The organism is Streptomyces sp. NPDC090032 (assembly GCF_044748025.1).
Classification (GTDB): Bacteria; Actinomycetota; Actinomycetes; order Streptomycetales; family Streptomycetaceae; genus Streptomyces.
In genome coordinates this window covers 402492-421607 of sequence record NZ_JBIVFF010000002.1, presented here as the reverse complement: position 1 = coordinate 421607, position 19116 = coordinate 402492, and the positions used below count along the sequence as shown (strand labels likewise).

17 protein-coding genes are annotated in these 19116 nt (G+C 71.5%); 4 read left to right on the top strand and 13 right to left on the bottom strand.

What is annotated here, in order from left to right; all coding sequences use genetic code 11:
* Position 1: 1 nt before the first annotated feature.
* From ACIPWY_RS05600 to ACIPWY_RS05550, 11 genes are all read right to left on the bottom strand, one after another.
* On the bottom strand, positions 2 to 1582 hold the full coding sequence (locus ACIPWY_RS05600; RefSeq protein WP_393698623.1) for a hypothetical protein: 1581 nt from the start codon (positions 1580 to 1582) through the stop codon (positions 2 to 4).
* Positions 1583 to 1682: 100 nt separating this feature from the next.
* A complete protein-coding gene (locus ACIPWY_RS05595; protein ID WP_362900638.1) occupies positions 1683 to 1877 on the bottom strand; it encodes a hypothetical protein in 195 nt (64 codons plus the stop codon).
* Positions 1878 to 1993: 116 nt separating this feature from the next.
* Positions 1994 to 2857 carry a phosphatidylinositol-specific phospholipase C/glycerophosphodiester phosphodiesterase family protein gene (locus ACIPWY_RS05590; RefSeq protein ID WP_393698621.1) on the bottom strand — a complete coding sequence of 288 codons (864 nt, stop codon included), beginning with the start codon at positions 2855 to 2857 and terminating at the stop codon, positions 1994 to 1996.
* Between the two features lie 164 nt (positions 2858 to 3021).
* On the bottom strand, positions 3022 to 3687 hold the full coding sequence (locus ACIPWY_RS05585; protein ID WP_393698619.1) for an ABC transporter ATP-binding protein: 666 nt from the start codon (positions 3685 to 3687) through the stop codon (positions 3022 to 3024).
* Positions 3680 to 4648 (bottom strand): ABC transporter ATP-binding protein, encoded by a 969-nt coding sequence (locus ACIPWY_RS05580; RefSeq protein ID WP_393698617.1) that lies wholly within the window; start codon positions 4646 to 4648, stop codon positions 3680 to 3682. Before ACIPWY_RS05580 ends, ACIPWY_RS05585 begins: the two co-directional genes overlap by 8 nt.
* Positions 4645 to 5511: an ABC transporter permease gene (locus ACIPWY_RS05575; protein WP_393698615.1), complete on the bottom strand. Its 867-nt coding sequence runs from the start codon at positions 5509 to 5511 to the stop codon at positions 4645 to 4647. The genes ACIPWY_RS05580 and ACIPWY_RS05575 overlap by 4 nt, the downstream gene beginning before the upstream one ends.
* On the bottom strand, positions 5504 to 6496 hold the full coding sequence (locus tag ACIPWY_RS05570; protein WP_401532421.1) for an ABC transporter permease: 993 nt from the start codon (positions 6494 to 6496) through the stop codon (positions 5504 to 5506). The genes ACIPWY_RS05575 and ACIPWY_RS05570 overlap by 8 nt, the downstream gene beginning before the upstream one ends.
* Positions 6493 to 8094 (bottom strand): ABC transporter substrate-binding protein, encoded by a 1602-nt coding sequence (locus tag ACIPWY_RS05565; protein ID WP_362900646.1) that lies wholly within the window; start codon positions 8092 to 8094, stop codon positions 6493 to 6495. Before ACIPWY_RS05565 ends, ACIPWY_RS05570 begins: the two co-directional genes overlap by 4 nt.
* 141 nt (positions 8095 to 8235) lie before the next feature.
* A complete protein-coding gene (locus ACIPWY_RS05560) occupies positions 8236 to 9327 on the bottom strand; it encodes an acyl-CoA dehydrogenase family protein (protein ID WP_362900648.1) in 1092 nt (363 codons plus the stop codon).
* Positions 9324 to 10511, bottom strand: a complete 1188-nt coding sequence (locus ACIPWY_RS05555) for an acyl-CoA dehydrogenase family protein (protein WP_362900650.1) — start codon at positions 10509 to 10511, stop codon at positions 9324 to 9326. The genes ACIPWY_RS05560 and ACIPWY_RS05555 overlap by 4 nt, the downstream gene beginning before the upstream one ends.
* Positions 10508 to 11482, bottom strand: a complete 975-nt coding sequence (locus ACIPWY_RS05550) for an NADPH:quinone oxidoreductase family protein (protein WP_362900652.1) — start codon at positions 11480 to 11482, stop codon at positions 10508 to 10510. Before ACIPWY_RS05550 ends, ACIPWY_RS05555 begins: the two co-directional genes overlap by 4 nt.
* 148 nt (positions 11483 to 11630) lie before the next feature.
* On the opposite strand from ACIPWY_RS05550, the gene ACIPWY_RS05545 reads away from it, so the two are divergent.
* Entirely contained in the window at positions 11631 to 12581 is a 951-nt protein-coding gene (locus ACIPWY_RS05545) for an SDR family oxidoreductase (protein ID WP_362900654.1), read from the top strand.
* A gap of 30 nt (positions 12582 to 12611) precedes the next feature.
* Here the strand turns inward: ACIPWY_RS05545 and ACIPWY_RS05540 are convergent, their stop codons facing one another.
* On the bottom strand, positions 12612 to 13457 hold the full coding sequence (locus ACIPWY_RS05540; protein WP_401532318.1) for an enoyl-CoA hydratase/isomerase family protein: 846 nt from the start codon (positions 13455 to 13457) through the stop codon (positions 12612 to 12614).
* Positions 13458 to 13909: 452 nt separating this feature from the next.
* On the opposite strand from ACIPWY_RS05540, the gene ACIPWY_RS05535 reads away from it, so the two are divergent.
* The 3 genes from ACIPWY_RS05535 to ACIPWY_RS05525 are packed head-to-tail and all read left to right on the top strand — an operon-like array spanning position 13910 to position 17697.
* Complete coding sequence (locus ACIPWY_RS05535; RefSeq protein ID WP_362900658.1) at positions 13910 to 14479, top strand: 2Fe-2S iron-sulfur cluster-binding protein; 570 nt, start codon at positions 13910 to 13912, stop codon at positions 14477 to 14479.
* Entirely contained in the window at positions 14476 to 15459 is a 984-nt protein-coding gene (locus ACIPWY_RS05530; RefSeq protein WP_401532315.1) for an FAD binding domain-containing protein, read from the top strand. Before ACIPWY_RS05535 ends, ACIPWY_RS05530 begins: the two co-directional genes overlap by 4 nt.
* Before the next feature lie 9 nt (positions 15460 to 15468).
* Positions 15469 to 17697, top strand: coding sequence for a molybdopterin cofactor-binding domain-containing protein (locus ACIPWY_RS05525; RefSeq protein ID WP_401532313.1), 2229 nt, complete (start codon positions 15469 to 15471; stop codon positions 17695 to 17697).
* 113 nt (positions 17698 to 17810) lie between these two features.
* Here the strand turns inward: ACIPWY_RS05525 and ACIPWY_RS05520 are convergent, their stop codons facing one another.
* Entirely contained in the window at positions 17811 to 19115 is a 1305-nt protein-coding gene (locus ACIPWY_RS05520) for an alpha/beta fold hydrolase (protein WP_401532311.1), read from the bottom strand.
* Position 19116: the final 1 nt, after the last annotated feature.

Genomic DNA, 19116 nt, shown 5'->3' with positions numbered 1-19116 from the left:
CTCAACCGCCCAGGTTCTCGTCCCGCACCGCCACCAGTCCGTTGAAGGCCCCCACATACGCCGTTCCGTCCGGGCCGAGGGTGATCGGGGCCCAGTTGTTGTCGTAGGCGATGCCCGTGCCCGCCAGTTGCTTCCAGCGGGGTTCGCCCGTGCGGAAGTCGACCGCTGTGAAGTACCAGGCGTCTATGCCGAGGGGGTTGGAGTCCTTCGTGTAGAAGTACAGGAGGCCGTTCGCCGTGGAGAGTTTGGGGACGGTGGAGGGGGAGCGGACCTTGCTCTCCCAGACCGTGTCGCAGCCCGAGCCGTCCTTGCGTACGTCGACCCGGGTGACGCCGCCCACGACGGAGCGGCCGAAGGTGAGTGACGTGATGTTCTCGTAGCCGTAGTTGTTCTCGACGACGAGGCTGTTGCCGTAGCTGATCAGGGAGTTGTCCGTCGTGGAGGCGCCGGAGCCGAAGACGGGGACCTTGCAGACAAGGCGGCGGTCGTCGGGGACGTCGCGGCCGCGGCGGTAGACCAGGATGTTCATGCGGTCGTCCGCGTTGTCGGTGATCGCCACGTAGTCCTCGCCCGCGCCGAACAGGTCGGGCGTGGTGCCCGAACCCTGGTTCACCGAGCCGGGCTTGGTGCCTGTGCCGCGGTCGTACGTCTGGCGCCAGACGACCTTCGGTGTGCCGTCCGCATCCGCCTCGAAGCTGTAGAGCGCGTGGTCGGAGACGATCGAGACGCCGTCCTCGGCGACCGAGAAGGAGTTCTGGATCTCCTCCCCCGGCAGCTGGACCGACTTGATCGTCCCGTTGGCCGGGTCGACCGTGCCGACGCGCCCCTGGCGCGTCACCCACCAGATGCGACCCTCCCAGTCGGGCATCACCGACGTCACCGGGTCACACGTGCCGCTCGGGTAGAGGTTCGTCCAGCTCACGCAGTCGTGCGGCACCTGCCCCGTAAGGTCCCAGTCGTCGGTCACACGGAAGCTCCAACCGCCGTCCGCCGCCTGCTCGTGCGCGAGCCTGACGATGTGCTGGCGCGAGTCGGCGAGGACGAGCCGGTCCTCGTTGTCGAGGTACGAGTAGGCGCCGCCCGAGGTGTCCTTGAAGATCTTCGAGAAGTCGAGGCGCGTGATGGCCTCGATGGTGGACGGGCGCTGCGGGAGCTTGTACTCGGCGAGGGTCTTGAGGGTGTGCGGGTCGAGCAGCTTCACCAGGAAGCCGGTGAACGTGCCGCAGACGGTCACGATGCGGCCGTCCTTGTCGAAGGTCACCGTCGCGCACTCACCACCGAGCGCGGCCATCTTCTCGCTGCTCACGGTGGGCTTGTTCCCCAGCGGCCCGCTCCAGGGATACGTGCCGCTGCCGGCCGCGTCCGCGTGCATGCCGCTGCGCCCGTTCGCCGCGAGATACGGGTGCTGCGGCGGAGCCTGCCCCGGCACGGGGTGCGCCTCAGCGGGCGCGCCCGCGTACTGCTCCACAAGCCGGTGACCGGGGGCCTTGGGGATGTCGTCCGCCTGGGCCGGGTACGCGACCGAGGCAGCTGCGATCGTCATCGTCAGGGCGAGGGCGCGACTGAGGGCTCTGCTCGTCATGGCGCGAAGCTAGGGCCGCGCCCTTGAAGTGTCCATGCGTATACGGGTGTTGTTCATGAACCCGAAACGATCAACGGACCCGTGGGTGACGGCCGACGGATCATGGATGCAGGCTGCTCACGATCCCCGCCGTCGCCGTCAGGCCGTTCTGCAGCGTGGGCGCCATACTCGTGCCGGCCAGCAGGAACCCCAGCAGCACGCAGACCGTCGCGTGCGAGATCTTCATCGCGCCGTTGCGCAGGAAGACCACCGCCAGGATCAGAAGCAGCAGCACGACCGAAATCGACAGGGACATCGCCGAACCTCCTCCGCCACGCCAACACCGCGGCTTTCGGCCGCAAGTGTGGCGTAGCGGAGGCTGCGCCCGGGCGAGTGACGTGTCCGCCGAACGAGTGATGTGACGGCGGGCGCCTACTTCTCGTGCGCGTCGAGAAACGCTTCGAGACCCGCCAGGTCGTCCGTGTTGAGGTGGTCGACGCCGGCGGCGAGCAGTTCGCCCCACACGGCGTCGCGCTCCGGTCCCGCGACGTCGGGCGTGGCCCAGAAGCGGACGCGGCGGCCCTCACGATGGGCGGCCGACACGATGGAGCGCAGCTTCTCGCGCTCGGCGGCCGGGATCGGTCCCGCGCCCTGCCAGGTGAAGTTGTTCGCCCAGTTGTCGCTGATGAGCGGCGTGAAGGAGGCGGGCGCGGCGGCGCCGAGGTCGGTGAGGCGGCCGTCGTAGAACGCGCTGCGCGCCCGCTGCCGCTCCATGGGCTCGCGGGCGGCACGGTCGCCGGAGATCACCGCGGTCACCGCGCCGGTGCGCACCCGGCCGTGCGCGTACGTGGTGAACAAGTGACGGTAACCGTGCAGTTGGCGGTCGAGTTCGAGGTAGGTGGCCGCGCCCTCGGTCTTGATGTCGACGAGGAGCTGGACGGGGGCGCGGTAACCCCGGTACACGGAGCCGTGGTTGGCCCTCACGCGGGCCGCGAGCGGCTCCAGGTAGAGCGCCGCGAGGGTGCGCTTCGGGTCGAGGTCGACGGGGTCGTGGGCGACGAGGAGCTGACCGTCGACGAGGTAGATGTCCGCCTCGACGCTGGCGAAGCGGTGGTCGAGGGCGTCGAGGAGGGGCCGGGGGTGCTCGTAGTCGTTGTGCGCGTGGGCGCGCGCCAGGGGGCGGGGACCGCGGCCCCGCGCGGGCTCGGACGCCTGCGCGTAGCCGGGCACCGCGACGGTGGCGGTGACCGCCGCTGCGAGGGCGGTGAGGGCTCTGCGACGGGTGGGGCGGGCCATGTGTTCCTCCCGGGGAGTGCCGTACGGGACCCCAGCGAGTATGGAGTCCCGCAGGTACCGATGGGCAGGCCCGGAGCGGGAGTTGGCCGGACCGGCACTCCGCGTTCACCTGTGCGCTCAGGGTGAACGCGGGGCTGCCGGGCGGGGGTCGGCCCGCCCCTCGCTCACCCGCCACCCCCGCCCGAGCCCAGCGAGGCCCACTCCACCGTTCGGTCGCACCAGCGTTCAAGGAGACGTCGGTCGTGGCCCACGGCCAGCAGCCCCGCACCCGTTTCCTCGCGATAGACCTCCACGACGCCGACCAGGGCCGCCGTCGTGGACGCGTCGAGCATCGCCGTCATCTCGTCGCAGATCAGCCAGCGCGGGCGCAGGGCCAGGGCGCGGGCGAGGCAGGCGCGTTGCAGCTGTCCGTCGCTGACTTCGTGGGGGCGCCGTGACAGGAGGTCGGTGCCCAGGCCGACGGTCGCGGCAAGTTCGCCCACCCGGTCGTCCGGTGGACGCCCCGAGGCCCGCAGCGGTTCGGCGATGAGGTCGGCGAGGCGCAGCCGTGGGTCGGCCGACATGCGCGGCTGCTGGAAGACCACGCCGAACGCGGTGCGCTGCTCACGGGGCGCGCGGTGGCGCCAGCCGCGGGCCGGCTCCCCGTCGATGACGACGCGGCCGGAATCGGGGCGGTGGAGCAGGGCGGCGACGCGGGCGAGGGTGGATTTGCCGCAGCCGCTCGGCCCGAGGAGCCCGACGGCCTCTCCGGGGGCGATGGTCAGACCGGCGTTCCGCACTACGGGGTTGGCGCGCTCGTAGCCGGCGGTGACGGAGATCAGTTCAAGCACGCGGCGCCTCCAGCGGCATGGTCGCGGGGTGGTGGCAGGCCACGCCGTCCGCGAATGCGGGCCGGGTCGCGCAGGTGTCGGTGGCGCGGTCGCAGCGCGCGGCGAACGCGCAGCCCGCCGGGAGCGCGCCCAGTTCGGGCGGCATACCCGGGATGGGCGTGAACTCCCGGTCGGGCAGTGCGTCGAGGAGGCCACGGGCGTACGGGTGCCGGGGCCCGGGGCTGCCGAAGAAGGCGGGGGCGTCGGCGAGTTCGACGATGCGGCTCGCGTACATCACGGCAACCCGGTCGGCGATCCGCTCGGCGGCCGCGAGGTCGTGCGTGATGAGCAGGAGCGCACGCTCCGCCCCGATGTGGCGGCGCAGTTCGTCGACGGTGCGCTCCACGAGGTCGCGGTCGAGCCCGGTCGTGGGTTCGTCGGCGAGGAGTAGCGGCGCGTCGCCGACCAGGGCCAGCGCGGTCGCGGCCCGCTGCGCGAGCCCGCCGGACAGTTCGTGCGGGTGGCGGTCGAGATGCCCGGCGGGGAACGCGGCGCGCGCCGCCGCTTCCTCTGCGGCGGCCCGCAGCCGCGGCCCGCGCCGCACCCCGGTCAACTCACGTACTGTTTCCTCCAGTTGAGAGCGGACGGTTCGTACGGGCGTGAGGTGCGCGGCGGGGCTCTGCGGGACGAGGCCGACGCGGCGGCCGCGGACGGTGCGGGCCAGGGTGCGCTCGTCGGCGGCGAGCAGGTCGAGGTCCCCGGCGAACGCGGACCCGGCGGTCTCCGCGTTCCCCGGGAGGAGCCCGAGGAGGGCCGACGCGAGCACCGACTTGCCGCAGCCGCTCTCCCCGACGAGGGCGAGGCACTCGCCCGCCGCGAGGTCGAAGCGTGCGCCGCTGACGGCCTGGACGTACACACCGTCGCGCATCCGGAAGCGTACGGACAAGTCCCGCACGGAGAGGACCGGTTGGGGCCGGGTCACAGCATGAGCTCCGATCGGCGGCGCGGGTTGAGCCGTTCCCGCCAGGCGCCCGCGAGGCCCGCGATCGCCAGGGTCGGCACGATGATGAACAGGCCGGGGAAGAGCGTCGGCCACCAGTCCCCGGCGAGCAGGGAGCCGCGCGCGGACTGGACGAGGGTGCCCAGGCTCGCCTGGTGCGCGGGCAGGCCGAGGCCGAGGAACGACAGAGCGGACTCGTGCCAGATGGCGTGCGGCACCATCAGGACGGCGGCGAGTGCGGCCTGCGGCAGGACGCCCGGCAGCAGGTGGCGCACGGCGATCCGCCACCGCGACGAGCCTCCGGAGACGGCCGCGTCGATGTACGGCCGCGAGCGCAGGGAGAGCACTTCGGCACGCACGATCCGGGACGTGGACAGCCAGTGCGTGAGCGCCACGGAGACGACGACCGGCCAGACGCCCGGCCGGAACATGGCGACGATGAAGATGCCGAGGAGCAGGTGCGGCACCGACGAGAAGACGTCCACGAGCCGCATGACGACCCGGTCCGTCCAGCCGCCGGCAGCCCCCGCGAGGGCGCCCACGGCCGTGCCGATGACGGTCGCCACGACGGCGGCGACGACCCCGACGAGGAGGGAGACCCGCAGCCCGTACACGCAGCGCAGCAGCAGGTCGCGGCCCACGTCGTCGGTGCCGAACGGGTGGGCCCACGACGGTGGTCGGAGCTTGGCGGCGAGGTCGACGGCCTGTTCGTCGAGGTGCGCGAGGGGCGGGACGACGAGGACGGCGAGGACGACCGCCGCGACGAGGACGGCGGACGTGCGGACCCGCCACGCGCGCGTGGAGCGGCGCGCGCCGCCGTAGGTGCGCCAGGTGAGTTCAGCCATCGAAGCCCACTCTCGGGTCGGCGAGGCCGTACAGGAGGTCGGCGGCCAGGTTGCCGAGGAGCACGGCGAGCGTGGCGAGGACGGTCAGCGCGGCGAGCAGGGGGAAGTCGACGGACGTCGCGGCCTGGACGGTCGCCGCGGCGATGCCCGGCCAGCTGAACACGGTCTCCACCAGGAGCGCGCCGGTGATCAGTTCGGGTACGCGGGAGCCGATGAGGGTCAGTACGGGCAGCATTCCGCAGCGCAGGGCGTGGCCGAGCAGGACGGTGCGCGGGGCGAGTCCGCGTGCGCGCGCCCCGCGGACGGGGTCCTCTTCCAGCGCGTCGCCGACGCCCTGGCGTACGTACAGGACGAACCAGGGAAGTTGGGAGACGGCGAGGACGGCGGCGGGGAGCACCAGGTGCGAGGCGATCTGCCCTGCCGTGATCGTGGTGCTGCCGGTGTCGGTGAGTCCGCCGGCGGGGAGGACGCCGAGTTTCAGGGCGAACAGCCATATGGCGAGCAGGCCGAGCCAGAACGGGGGCGCGGCTTCGAGGGTGTAGGCGAGCGCGCTGACCGCTCGGTCGAGCCGGCCGCCCTGACGTCGCGCGGCGAGGACGCCGAGCGCCGTGCCGAGCAGGACGGCGGCGAGGAAAGCGGTGGCGGCGAGCAGGACGGACCAGCCGATGCGTTCGCCGACGACGTCGGCGACGGGCTGCCGCAGCACGGAGGAGTCGCCCAGGTCGCCCTGGAGCGCGGCGGTCAGCCAGTCCCACCAGCGGGTGACCAGGGGGCGGTCGACGCCGAGGTTGGCGCGGAGCTGGTCGAGGTTGTCCTGTGAGGCGGTGAGGCCGGCCGTGCCCGCGTAGGCCTTGACGGGGTCGAAGGGGGACGCGGCGGCGATGGCGAAGACGCCGAAGGTCACGGTGGCGAGGACCGGGACGGCGAACAGGATCCGCCGTCCTGTCAGGCGCGCCATCGGCCCCCAGGGGAGCCGCCGCTTCACGAGGCCGGCTGCCACTTCTCGACGTTCCACCAGGGGCCGGACGCGAGCCCGTGGTCGTGCGGCTCGACCTGGGTGGTGAGGCCGCCGAACCGGTCGCCGACGACGTAGAGGTGGTCGATGTGGGTGAGGAAGGTGTAGCCCGGGTTCTTCGCGAGTTCGCGCTGCACGGTGTCGTAGGCGGCCTTGCGCTCGGCGCGGCCGTCGGTCCTGCGGGCCGCGTCGAGTGCCTCGTCGACGCGCGCGTTGTCGTACCAGGCCATGTTGTTGAAACCGTCGCCCGCGAGGGAGGACTTGAGGAGCGTGTACTGGTCGAAGTCGGGGTCGGCCGGGGAGCCGCCGCCCGCGAGGACCGCGTCCTTGGGCATACGCGGCTCGATGACCTCCCAGGTGCCGGACTCGACCTTGATCTGGATGCCGAGCTTCTTCGCGTCGGAGGCGTAGGCGAGGGCGTGGTCCTGGCGGAGCTTGTCGCCGGTCAGGTACCAGAGCGGGAAGGCGGCGCGGACGCCGTCCTTGGCGCGGATCCCGTCCTTGCCGGCCTTCCAGCCCGCGTCGTCGAGGATCTCCCTTGCCTTCGCGAGGTCGTGGGTGCGCTCGGTGCCCTTGGTGAACCAGGGGCTGTCGGTCGGGACCGGGCCGTACGCCTCCTTGCCCGCGCCGTAGAGGATCGAGTCGACCATGGCCTTGCGGTCGACGCCGATGTCGAGCGCGCGCCGGACGGCGGTGTCACCGGTGACCTTGTTGCCGGTGGGCAGGGTCACGACGCGGTAGTCGAAGGTGCGGGCGGTGTACGTCTTCTTGTCGCCGTCGCTCTTGAAGGTCGCGGCGAGGTTGGGCGGCAGGATGGCGCCGTCGAGGTCGCCGGAGCGCAGCCGGGTGGCGCGCACGTCGTCGTCCTTGACGATGGCCATGGTGAAGTTCTTGACCTTCGGCTCGCCGCCCCAGTAGCGGGGGTTGGCCTTGAAGGTGAGCTTCTCGCCCTTGGACCACTTGACGAGCGTGTACGGCCCGGTGCCGACCGGCTTCGTGGTGAAGTCGCCGGTGTTGACGTCCTGCTTGCCCGCTATGTGCTCGGGCGCGATGGGCAGGACGGTGCGTTCGGCGAACGGGGCGTAGGGGTACTTGAGGCGGAAGACGACGGTGTCGTCACCCTCGGCCTCGATGGTGTCGACGGCGTCGAGCTCGGTCTTGGAGGCGTTGTTGGTCTTCTTGTCGAGGATCGTCTCGTAGGTGAAGACGACGTCCTCGGCAGAGAAGGGCTTGCCGTCACTGAACCGCACGCCGTCGCGCAGCTTGTACGTGTAGGTGCGGCCGTCGGCGCTCACCTTCGGCAGGGCGGCGGCGAGCGCGGGCCGCAGCTTCATGTCCGCGTCGCGGGTGAGCAGCCCGTCGAAGATCTTCGAGTTGCCGTCCTTGCCGTAGCCCAGGAGCGGGCTGAGCGTGTCCGGTTCGTAGGCGATACCCACGACGGCGCTCGACCCTGTCCGCCCCTTGCCACCTTCGCCCGACCCTCCTGGAGCCGAACAGGCCGCGGCGGTCACCGACAATGCGGCGACCGCCGCCATCGCTGTCGCACCTCGTGCCGGCCTGACCACCATGCCCACCCCTATTGAAGATCAACTCTTATTGCGAACGAGTCGCAATAATGCCATCTCGTCAAGGGAAGGTAAAACCCGGGGTCAGGCCGGGCATCGGCTCCGGCATCCGGCCCGATGTCGTGTCCGGCATCGGACCCGGCGTCAGGGTGCCCGGAGGTCGACCAGCTCGGCCAGCTCCTCCCGGTGCCTGCCCGCGGAACCCAGCGCGATCGAGTCGGCCTTGGCCCGCTTGAGGTAGAGGTGGACGGGGTGCTCCCAGGTCATGCCGATGCCACCGTGCAGCTGGAGCGCCTCCTCCGCGGCATGGACGGCCGCGGGTCCCGCGTACGCCTGGGCGACGGCCACCGCGACGTCCGCGTCGTCACTCCCGGCGGCGAGGGTGTCCGCCGCGCTGCGGGCCGCGGCGCGGACGCCGACGACCTCCAGCCAGACCTGGGCGAGCCGGTGTTTGAGCGCCTGGAAGGAACCGACGGGCCGGTTGAACTGGTGGCGCTCGCGCGTGTAGCGGACCGTCTCGGTCAAGCACCAGTCGGCGAGGCCGAGTTGCTCGGACGCGAGAAGTCCCGCTCCGGCCCGCAGCGCGCGGCGGACGGCCGGAACGGCGTTGTCGGTCAGCACGCGCGCGCGTGCGCCGGCGAAGGTCACCGTGGCGACGGGCCGGGTGGCGTCGAGGGACGTACGCGGCTCGACGGTGACGCCGTCGTCGGTGACATCGACCGCGTACAGGCCGCTGCTCGTCGGCACCACGAGCACATCGGCCGCCGCCGCGTCGGCGACGCCGGTGACCCGCCCTTCCAGCCGGCCACCCTCTTCGCGTACACCGGTGAAGGCCTGGCCGGGCGCGGCCGACAGGGGGACGGCGAGCACGCCCACCGTGCGGCCCGACGCGAGCGCGCCGAGCAGCGTGGAGGCCTCGTCGCCCGAGCAGTCGAGGAGCGCCTCGGTCGCGACGACGGCGCTGGTGAGATACGGGACGGGGGCGACGGAACGCCCCAACTCCTCCAGGACCACGGCCACTTCGCGGTGCGTGGCACCCTGACCGCCGAGTTCCTCGGGGATCAGCAGGCCCGCGAGCCCCATGCCCTCGGCGAGGGACTTCCACAGCGCGCGGTCGTGCGGCTCGTCCGTCTCGACGCGGGCGAGCACCGACGCGGCGTCGCAGTGGGCGGCGAGGAGGCCGCGCACGGCGGACCGCAGCGCGTCTTCGTCCTCCGTGTACAGCAGATCGCTCATCGCGCGAGGTCCTTCCAGGCGACGTCCTTGTCGGTGCGCGGCTCGGAGGGCAGCCCGAGGACCCGTTCGGCGACGATGTTGAGCAGGACCTCGCTCGTCCCGCCCTCGATGCTGTTGCCCTTCGCGCGCAGATAGCGGTATCCGGCGTCACGGGCCAGGAAGTCGACGACGGCAGGCCGGCGCATGGTCCAGTCGTCGTACAACAGGCCCTCGTCACCGAGGAGTTCGATCTCCAGGCCGCTGATCTCCTGGTTGAGGCGGGCGAAGCCGAGCTTCATGCCGGAGCCCTCGGGGCCCGGCTGTCCGGCGGCGAGCTGCTGGCGCAGACGCTCGCCGGTGAGGCGGGCGACCTCGGCCTCGACCCACAGCTTCAGGAGCCGCTGGTGCAGGTCGTGGGTGCGCAGCTCGGGGCGTTCGCGCCAGGTCTTCGCGACCGCGGAGATCATGCCGCCCTCGCGCGGGATGCGGGAGCCGCCGATCGACACGCGCTCGTTCATGAGCGTGGTCTGCGCGACCTTCCAGCCGTCGCCGATCTCCCCGAGGCGGCGGCTGTCCGGGATGCGGACGTCGGTGAGGAACACCTCGTTGAACTCGGCCTCGCCGGTGATCTGGCGCAGCGGCCGCACCTCGACGCCCGGGTCGCTCATGTCGCAGATGAAGTACGTGATGCCGCGGTGCTTGGGCACGTCCGGGTCGGTACGGGCGATGAGGATGGCCCAGCGGGCGGCGTGCGCGCCGGACGTCCACACCTTCTGGCCGTTGATCACCCAGTCGCCGGTGGCCTCGTCGCGCACGGCGCGGGTGCCGAGGGCCGCGAGGTCGGAGCCCGCGCCGGGCTCGCTGAACAGCTGGCACCACACCTCCTCGCCGATCCACAGCGGGCGCAGGAAGCGCTGCTTCTGCTCGTCGGTACCGAAGCCGAGCACCGTCGGGGCGGCCATGCCGAGGCCGATGCCGATGCGGCGCGGATCGTTGTCCGGGGCGTCCGCGGCGGCGAGTTCGGCGTCCACGACGGCCTGGAGCGAGCGCGGCAGACCGAGCCCGCCGAGGCCCCGCGGGTAGTGCACCCACGCGAGTCCGGCGTCGAAGCGGGCCTTGAGGAAGTCGGTACGGCCCGTGGTCGCGGGCGGATACGCGGACAGCAACTCCTGGGTGCGGCGGCGCAGTTCGGCGGCGTCCGTCATGCGCCCGCCCCCTCGCGGCCGGGCACCACTGCGACACGGCCGGTGGTGACGCCGTCGGCGACGCGCTGCACGGCAGCCGCTGCGCCGCCCAGCGGAACCCGCTCACTGATCAGCGGCTTGATCGCGCCACGCGCCGCGAGTTCGGTGAGCTGCTCGTGGCAGTGGGCGACCAGCTTCGGGTCCTTGGTGTTGTACAGGCCCCAGTGCAGGCCGAGGATCGCGTAGTTCTTCACCAGGGCGTGGTTGAGGGCCGGGCTCGGGATGGTGCCGCTCGCGAATCCGACGACGATGATCCGGCCCTCGAAGGCGACGACCTTCGTGGACTGCGTGTACGCCTCGCCGCCGACCGGGTCGTAGATGACGTCGGCGCCCCGGCCGCCGGTGGCCTCCTTCACGGCGGCGATGACGTCCTGCGCGCGACGGTCGATGACGACGTCACAGCCGAGGTCGCGGGCCGCCTTCGCCTTCTCCTCGCCGCCGACGACGCCGATGACGGTGGCGCCGGCCGCCTTGCCGAGCTGGACGGCCGCGCTGCCGACGCCGCCGGCCGCCGCGTGCACGAGGAGCGTCTCGCCCGCCTGGAGGTGCGCCCTGCGGTGCAGGCCGAACCAGCCCGTCTGGTAGCCGATGTGCAGGGCCGCGGCTTCGGCGTCGTCGAGCGCGTCCGGCGCGGGCAGCAGGGCGGCGGCGTCCGCCACGGCGTACTCGGCGAAGCCGCCGTGCGGCAGCGCCGGGTTCGCCAGCACGCGCCGGCCGTCCTCGGTCTCGCCGCAGATCTCCACGCCGGGCGTGAACGGCATCGGCGGCCGCACCTGGTACTGGCCGCGGCACATCAGCGCGTCGGGAAAGTTGATGTTCGCCGCGCGCACCCTGAGCAGGACCTGGCCGTCGCCGGGGACGGGCCGCTCGACGTCGGCGAGCTCCATCACCTCGCTCGGCTCGCCGTTCCGGTGCACTTGCCATGCCTGCATGCGGGGCCTCCACGGGACTGCTTCGTCTGACCGGGCTCGTTCGCATACTAAGCGGTCGCTTGGAGATCTGGGAACAGGCGGGCGACCCTTTTTCGCGCCTGCCGTCGCAGGCATGGAGCTTTCGGCGTCCACGCGGTATCGATACGGCATGACGGACTCGACCGGCCCCGCCCGTGCGACCACACCGCGGGGACTGCCCGCCCCTCCCCCGGCCGGCACGACGGCGCTGCTCCCGGGAACGTACCGGGGAAGCCTGGTCCTGGTCACCGGTGGCGGGACCGGGCTCGGGAAGGCCGTCGCCGCCGAGTTCGCACGGCTCGGCGCGGACGTGGTGATCGTGAGCCGCCGGGCCGCGCATCTGGAGCCCGCACTGGAGGAACTGGCGCGCGTGAGCCGGGACGGCGGCACAGTGACGGCCGCGGTCTGTGACATCAGGGACCCGGACCGCATCGCCGAGGTCTTCGACGCGGCGGAGGCCGCGCACGGGCGCACACCCGACGTCCTCGTCAACAACGCGGCCGCCAACTTCCCCGTGCCCGCCGAGGACATGAGCCCGAACGCCTGGCGCACCGTCGTCGACATCACCCTCAACGGCACCTTCTACATGACGCGCGAGTTCGGCCGCAGACACCTCGCGGAGGGCACGCCGGGATCGGTGATCGCCGTCGGCGCCTCGTACGCATGGACGGGCGGCCCCGGCTTCGCCCACAGCGCGGCGGCCAAGGCGGGCGTGAAGAACCTGGTGGAGACGCTGGCCGTGGAGTGGGGCCCGTACGGCATCCAGGTCAACGGCCTCGTGCCGGGGCTCATGCCGCACGAGGACATGACGGGCGACATCCGCGCCAACCTCGAGAGAGGCGGCCCCAGAGAGGAGGGCATCGAGAGGGACGACGCCGGCCACGACGCCCGGCAGCCCGCCCTGCGCGTCGGCGCACCCCGCGAGCTGGGCTGGGCCGCCACCTTCCTCGCCTCCCCCTACGCCCGCTTCATCAGCGGCCACACACTCGTCGTGGACGGGGCGAACTGGCAGCGGCGCGGGCTGGTGAGCCCGCCCGTGGTGACCGTGCGGGAGCAGATGGGGAGGGGGTTGTTCGAGTAGTGACCGTGTAGGACACGGGCACCGCGGGCCCTACTTCCCCTCGAACCGCGGCGCGCGCCGCTCCGCCTTCGCCGTGTACCCCTCCCTGATGTCCTCCGACGTGAGTGTGAGGGCCGCGCTCATCGCCACCCGGTCGAGCGCGGCCTCTAGGCCCGCGTCCGCGAAGGCGTCGATGTCACGCTTGATGGACTGCGTGGCGAGCGGCGCGTTCGCCGCGATCTCCGCGGCGACCATACGAGCCGCATCGTCCAACTCGCCTGCTGCGGTGACCTGTTGGACGAGGTTCAGCCGGTGCGCCGCCCCCGCGTCGATGCGGCGGCCCGTCAGCGCGAGGAACTTGGCCCACCCCGCGCCCGCCTCGCGCGCGATCCGCAGATCGCCGCCCGCGTCGACCGCGACCCCGAGCCGCGCCTCCGGCAGCGCGAACACCGCGTCGTCGGCCGCGATCCGCACATCGGCCATCAGGGCCAGCTCGAACCCGACGCCGAGGCAGTAGCCCTGTACGGCCGCGACGACGGGCTGCGGCAGGCCGGCGAACGCGCGGAACCGCTCGTGGACCCAGCGGATGCCCTCGTAGTAGTTGCGCGTCCGCTCGGACCCGGTGCTGCCGGTGATCGCGCCGCCGGGCGCCTTGATGTCGATGCCCGCGCAGAAGGCCCGCCCCTCGGCCCGCAGCAGCACCACCCGGATCGTGTCGTCGAAGCGGATCCGGTCGGCGAGCAGCCCGAGCTGGCGGCTCGACTCCCAGCTCCAGGCGTTCAGCTTCTCCGGCCGGCACAGGGTGAGGACGCCGATGCCGCCGTCCTCCACGTCCAGCCGGAGCCGCCGTTCGCTGTCTTTGTCGTCGGGGAGTTCATTGCCTGTCGTGTCGATCATCCCGCCACCACCCACCCTTTCTGACGTGTCATCAGACGTGTCATCAGATGGGGCAGAGTAGGTGACAGGCCCTACCGACTGAAGGGTTCGAACGCTACGGCCGGTACGCCTCCGAAGCGGGGCGCCATCGCTTCGACGTTTCCGGTGCGGAACGAGCGGCACCAGGCCTCGGGGTCCTCGTCCGCGAGTCTCACTCAAAGACTCTGGGCCACCCCCCACACACAGACACGCCGACGGCCCGTCTTCGCCACCGGCGCAGGTTCGCGGTGTGGCTGCGCGGGATCCGCGCCGGGCTGCCGCGCAGAAGCGCCCGGTCGAGTGAGGCGGGCGCGATTGAGCGCCTCCCGACGAGCGGTGCATCGATTCCTGCGAGATCTTGAGGAGGAGTGCGCCCGACAGTGGCGACACATATCCAGGGTGACACCCGCACCCAGCGAGGAAGGCGGGCTGTGGTGAGCGATTCGGATACGGGCGCCGCAGGGCGGAGCCAGGGCGAGACGGCCCAGCTCTCGGCGATCGAGTTGAACGTCAACGATCAGGTGCGACGACTGGAGGTGGATCCACGGACCTCACTGCTCGACGCGCTGCGCGAGCACCTGCGCCTGAGCGGGACCAAGAAGGGGTGTGATCACGGGCAGTGCGGTGCCTGCACGGTGCTGATCAACGGCCGGCGCGTCAACTCCTGTCTGACGCTCGCCGTGATGCACGAGGACGACGAGGTCGTGACGATCGAAGGCCTGGGCGATCCCGATGACCTGCACCCCATGCAACGTGCCTTCGTCGAGCGTGACGGCTTCCAATGCGGCTACTGCACTCCCGGCCAGATCTGTTCGGCTGTCGGCATGCTCACCGAGGTGGAGGCGGGCTGGCCCAGCCACGCCACCGCTGACGTGACCTCGCCGCGGATCGCGTTGACCGATGCGGAGATCCGCGAGCGGATGAGCGGCAACATCTGTCGGTGCGCCGCCTATCCGAACATCGTCGCGGCCATCCGCGGCATCGCGGTGGGAGACCCGGAATGAGAGCGTTCACGTACGAGCGAGCGAGCGACGCGCAGGCCGCCGTCTCAGCGGTGTCCAGAACCGGCGCGAAGTTCATCAGCGGCGGCACCAACCTGCTCGACCTGATGAAGCTCGACATCGAGAAGCCCAGCCATCTGGTCGACATCAGTCGGCTTCCGTTGCGGGACATCGAGGAGCTCCCGGACGGCGGACTGCGCATCGGGGCCCAGGCGGCAAATTCCGATGTGGCCGCCGATACCCGAGTGCGTACCCGCTACCCGGTGCTGTCGGAGGCACTGGTGGCCGGAGCCTCGGGACAGCTGCGCAACAAGGCGTCCACCGGGGGGAATCTGTTGCAGCGCACTCGCTGCCCCTACTTCTACGACACCGCTGCGGGCTGCAACAAACGGGATCCCGGTTCCGGATGCTCGGCGATCGGCGGGTTCAACCGGATTCACGCCGTCCTCGGGGCCAGCGGCTCCTGCATCGCCACCCATCCCTCGGACATGGCCGTCGCGATGACCGCGCTGGAGGCGGAGATCGAGCTGCTCGACGCCGACGGGTCGGTACGCCGCGTCGCCATCTCGGACTTCTACCGGCTGCCGGGCGATACGCCGCACATCGAGACCGTGCTGCGTCCCGGCGAGATGATCACGAGCGTGCTCCTTCCCCCGCCCCCGCCGGGCCGGCAGATCTACCGCAAGGTGCGAGACCGGGCGTCGTACGAGTTCGCGCTGGTCTCCGTGGCGACCGTCGTCTCGACCGATCAGGGATCGATCAGTGACGCGCGGGTGGCTTTCGGCGGTGTGGCGCACAAGCCCTGGCGGTCCATCGAGGCCGAGGCCGCGTTGACCGGCCGTCCCGCCACGATGGCCACCTATCGCGCCGCCGCCGAGGCCGCGATGCGCGACGCCGTGGGACAGGGGCAGAACGACTTCAAGATCGAGCTGGCCAGGCGCACGCTGTGCCGCACGCTGGCGCAAGCGGCTCGGGCGAGCTGAGGAGACGAGATGATCGGGCAAGCGCTGAACCGTGTCGACGGCCCGTTGAAGGTCGCCGGCCGGGCCACATACGCCTACGAGCAGTGGGGGGCCGGCCAGCCTCTCTACGGGTTCATCGTCGGCGCGACGATCGGCAAAGGCCGCATCACCCGGATCGACACCGAGAACGCCGAACGCGCACCTGGCGTAAAGATGGTGATGACCTATCACAATGCCCCCGCACAGGGTGTCCGTGACGAGTCCGTTCCGTCCGAGTACTGGCGCGCCCAGCCGGTGCTGACCGGCCCCGACGTCCACTATTTCGGCGAGCCGGTGGCATTCGTCGTCGCCGCGACCCTCGAACAGGCCCGAGGGGCGGCCGATCTGGTCGACGTCGAATACGCCGACGGGCACGGACGTTTCAACTTTGCCGAGCAGGAAGACGAGGTGTACATCCCGAAAGTGGTCAACGCCGGTCTCCCCACCGACACTGCGGTCGGCGATTTCGATGCCGGGTTCGACAGCGCGGCGGTCAAGGTCGACCAGCTGTACACGACGCCGTACGAACTCTCGATGCCGATGGAACCGCACGCGTGTCTGGTGGAACCGCGCGACGAGGACCTGGTCGTCTACGTCAGCTGCCAGATCGTCGACGCGGCGCGGGCCTCGGTCGCCGGCACGCTCCGGCTCGACCCGGAGCGGATTCACATCGTCACCCCCTTCGTCGGCGGGGGGTTCGGCTCCAAGCTGGGCATCCATTCCGAGACGATCCTGGCGGCGCTCGCCGCTCGCGAGTTGCGCCAACCGGTCAAGGTCGCGATGACCAGGCAGCAGATCTTCCAGCTCGTCGGCAACCGTTCCACAACCAGCCAGCGGGTCCGACTGGGCGCGGAGCAGGACGGACGGCTGAACGCGATCGCCCATGACGTCACCATGCACACCAACCCCGACGTGGAGTACGCCGAGCAGACCGCCGCCACGACCCGCAGTCTCTACGCCGCGCCCCACCGGTTGACCAGCCACCGTCTTGCGCCGCTCGATCTGCCGCCCGGGACGGACGTACGCGCGCCGGGCGAAGCGCCGGGCATGCTGGCGGTCGAGTCGGCGATGGACGAGCTGGCCCAAGCGCTCGGGATGGACCCGGTCGAGCTGCGGATCCTCAACGAGCCCACCGTCGATCCCGAGCGAGGCGTGCCGTACAGCGACCGGCACCTGGTGGAGTGCCTGCGCGAGGGCGCGCGCCGGTTCGGCTGGGAGCGCCGCCCCGCCACGCCGGCGAGTGTGCGCGACGGGCGGTGGCTGGTCGGATACGGCATGTCGGCCGCCATCCGCGGGCACTTCCAAGGGCCGACAGCTGTGCGAGTGCGGTTGGAGGCTGACGGCACCGCCGTCGTCCGGACGGACATGACCGATCTCGGCACGGGCACGTACACCGTCCTGACCCAGGTCGCGGCCGAGGGGCTCGGGCTGCCGCCCGACCGGGTGCGGATCGAGCTCGGGCGTTCCGACTTTCCCACCAGCTGGGGATCCGGCGGCTCGTGGGGCGCCGCCAGCTCGAGCAATGCGGTGCATGGTGCGTGTATGACCCTGCGCGAGCAGCTCCTGGCCGCGGCGCGCGACGACACCCGCTCCCCGCTGCACGGCCTGGACCCGGCAGACGCCGTGTTCTCCGATGGCAACGTGGGCATCGGCGGCGCGTCCGAGGCGCTGAGCGAGATCGTCGCACGCAGCCGTCCGGAAGGGTTCGAGGCGGAGGGCGGTACCCGCTTCATGGGCGATGATCCGAACTACACGGACTACTCGATCAACACCTACGGGGCCCATTTCGCCGAAGTGGGGGTCGACGCGGACACCGCCGAGATCCGTCTGCGGCGGATGCTCGGCGTGTTCTCGGTCGGCCGCGTGCTCAACGCGAAGACGGCTCGCTCGCAGCTGATCGGCGGCATGATCTGGGGAGCCGGCGCGGCCCTCGAAGAGGAGGCCGTGGTCGACCTGCGATCCGGCGCCTTCGTCAACCGGGACTTCGCGCAGTACCTGGTGCCGGTGCACGCCGACATCCCCGACGTCGACGCGGTCATCCTTGACGGGTACGACGACAAGGCCAATGCCCTGGGCGCGAAGGGCGTCGGCGAGCTGGGCATCTGCGGGGCCGGTGCGTCGATCGCGAACGCGGTGTTCAACGCCACCGGCGTGCGCGTGCGCGACTTCCCCATCACCATCGAGAAGGTGCTGCCCGGTCTGCCACTGATGGATACGTGAATCCGTGTGGATTCCTGAATCCGTGACGACGGTTCCGGTTCGCCGGCCGGTGGGCGTGAGCCGGCGAAACCGGGACCGCGCCGAGCACCTGGGGCAGCTCCCGCCGCCCTGTGTCAGATGTCGCCGTGCAGCATGGCGAGCAGCCGGTCGAGGACGCGAGGCGCTCCGGCCCGCAGTCCGTCGTGCTCGAACTCGTCGGTGACCCACGTGCGCAGGCCCTTGATGGCGCGGGCCGTGCTCAGGGCGTGGGCGCTGTCGACGTACATGTCGTCGTGGTAGACAGCGGCGACGACCGGCACCTCGTTGGCTGCCAGGCGCGCGGGGTCGTACAGCGGGGCCCAGTCGGTGCGGGCGGCGAGGAGTTCGGCGGTCTCGCGCAGGGGGCGCAGGGCCGGGTCGCAGTCGAACATCCACGGGTGCACGGACTCGCCCGTGAAGAGCAGGGGCCCGTCACCGGCGAGCGTCTTCGCGGCGTCGAACTGCGGGAACTCCCCGCGTACGCGCTCGGCCGACCAGTTCGTGGGGCGGGCGTCCTGTCCGTAGATGGCCTCGTGCACGAGCGCGTACAGCGGGTGTCCGGCGTAGGAGAGCGCGGCCTGTACGTCCTCCTGGAAGGCGTCGGACAGTTCGACGCCGCCCGGGGTGCGCACGAAGGCGTCCTCCAGGAGGTAGTGCAGGCGGTCGCTGCCGCCGGTCCCGCCGAGCAGGATGCCGAGGGACTGGAACGCCTCGACGGTCAGCTTGTAGCCGCCGTTCAGTGCGGGCTCGTGCTCGGCGAGGTGTTCGGCGATGCGGCGGGCGCGCTCGACGTCCTGCGGGTAGCGCGCGTAGTGGGCGGCGACCTTGCGTTCGATGCGCGGGTACGCGGCGCGGTAGACGTCGTCCGCGTGACCGTCGAGAGTGGGCAGGCCGCCGGTGATGACGGCGGCGGTGAGGCCCTCGGGGGCCGTCGACAGATAGTGCGTGGCGCAGAACCCGCCGAAGCTCTGGCCGAGGACCGTCCAGGGGGCGCCGCCGGTCACCTCGCCGCGGATCGCCTCGCAGTCGCGGACGATCGAGTCGGCGCGGAAGTGCGTGAGGTAGTCGGCCTGTTCGCGCGGGCCGCCGCGCAGCGGGAGCGTCTGCCGGTTGGCCGGGGTCGAGCTGCCGGTGCCGCGCTGGTCGAGGAGGAGCACCCGGTGGTCCTGGAGCGCCGTGCCGAGCCAGGCCTGCTTGCCGGAGAACCGGTTGGCGCCGAATCCGGGGCCGCCCTGGAGGTAGAGGAGCCACGGGAGGTTCGCGTGTTCCTTGCCGACGGCCACCGCCTCGCGGGCGAACAGCTCGATGCGCTCGCCCTCGGGGTGGTCGTGGTCGAGCGGCACGGAGAAGCGGCGGTCGGTGAGGACGACTCCGGGCTGGCGGTAGGTGACGGTCGACAAG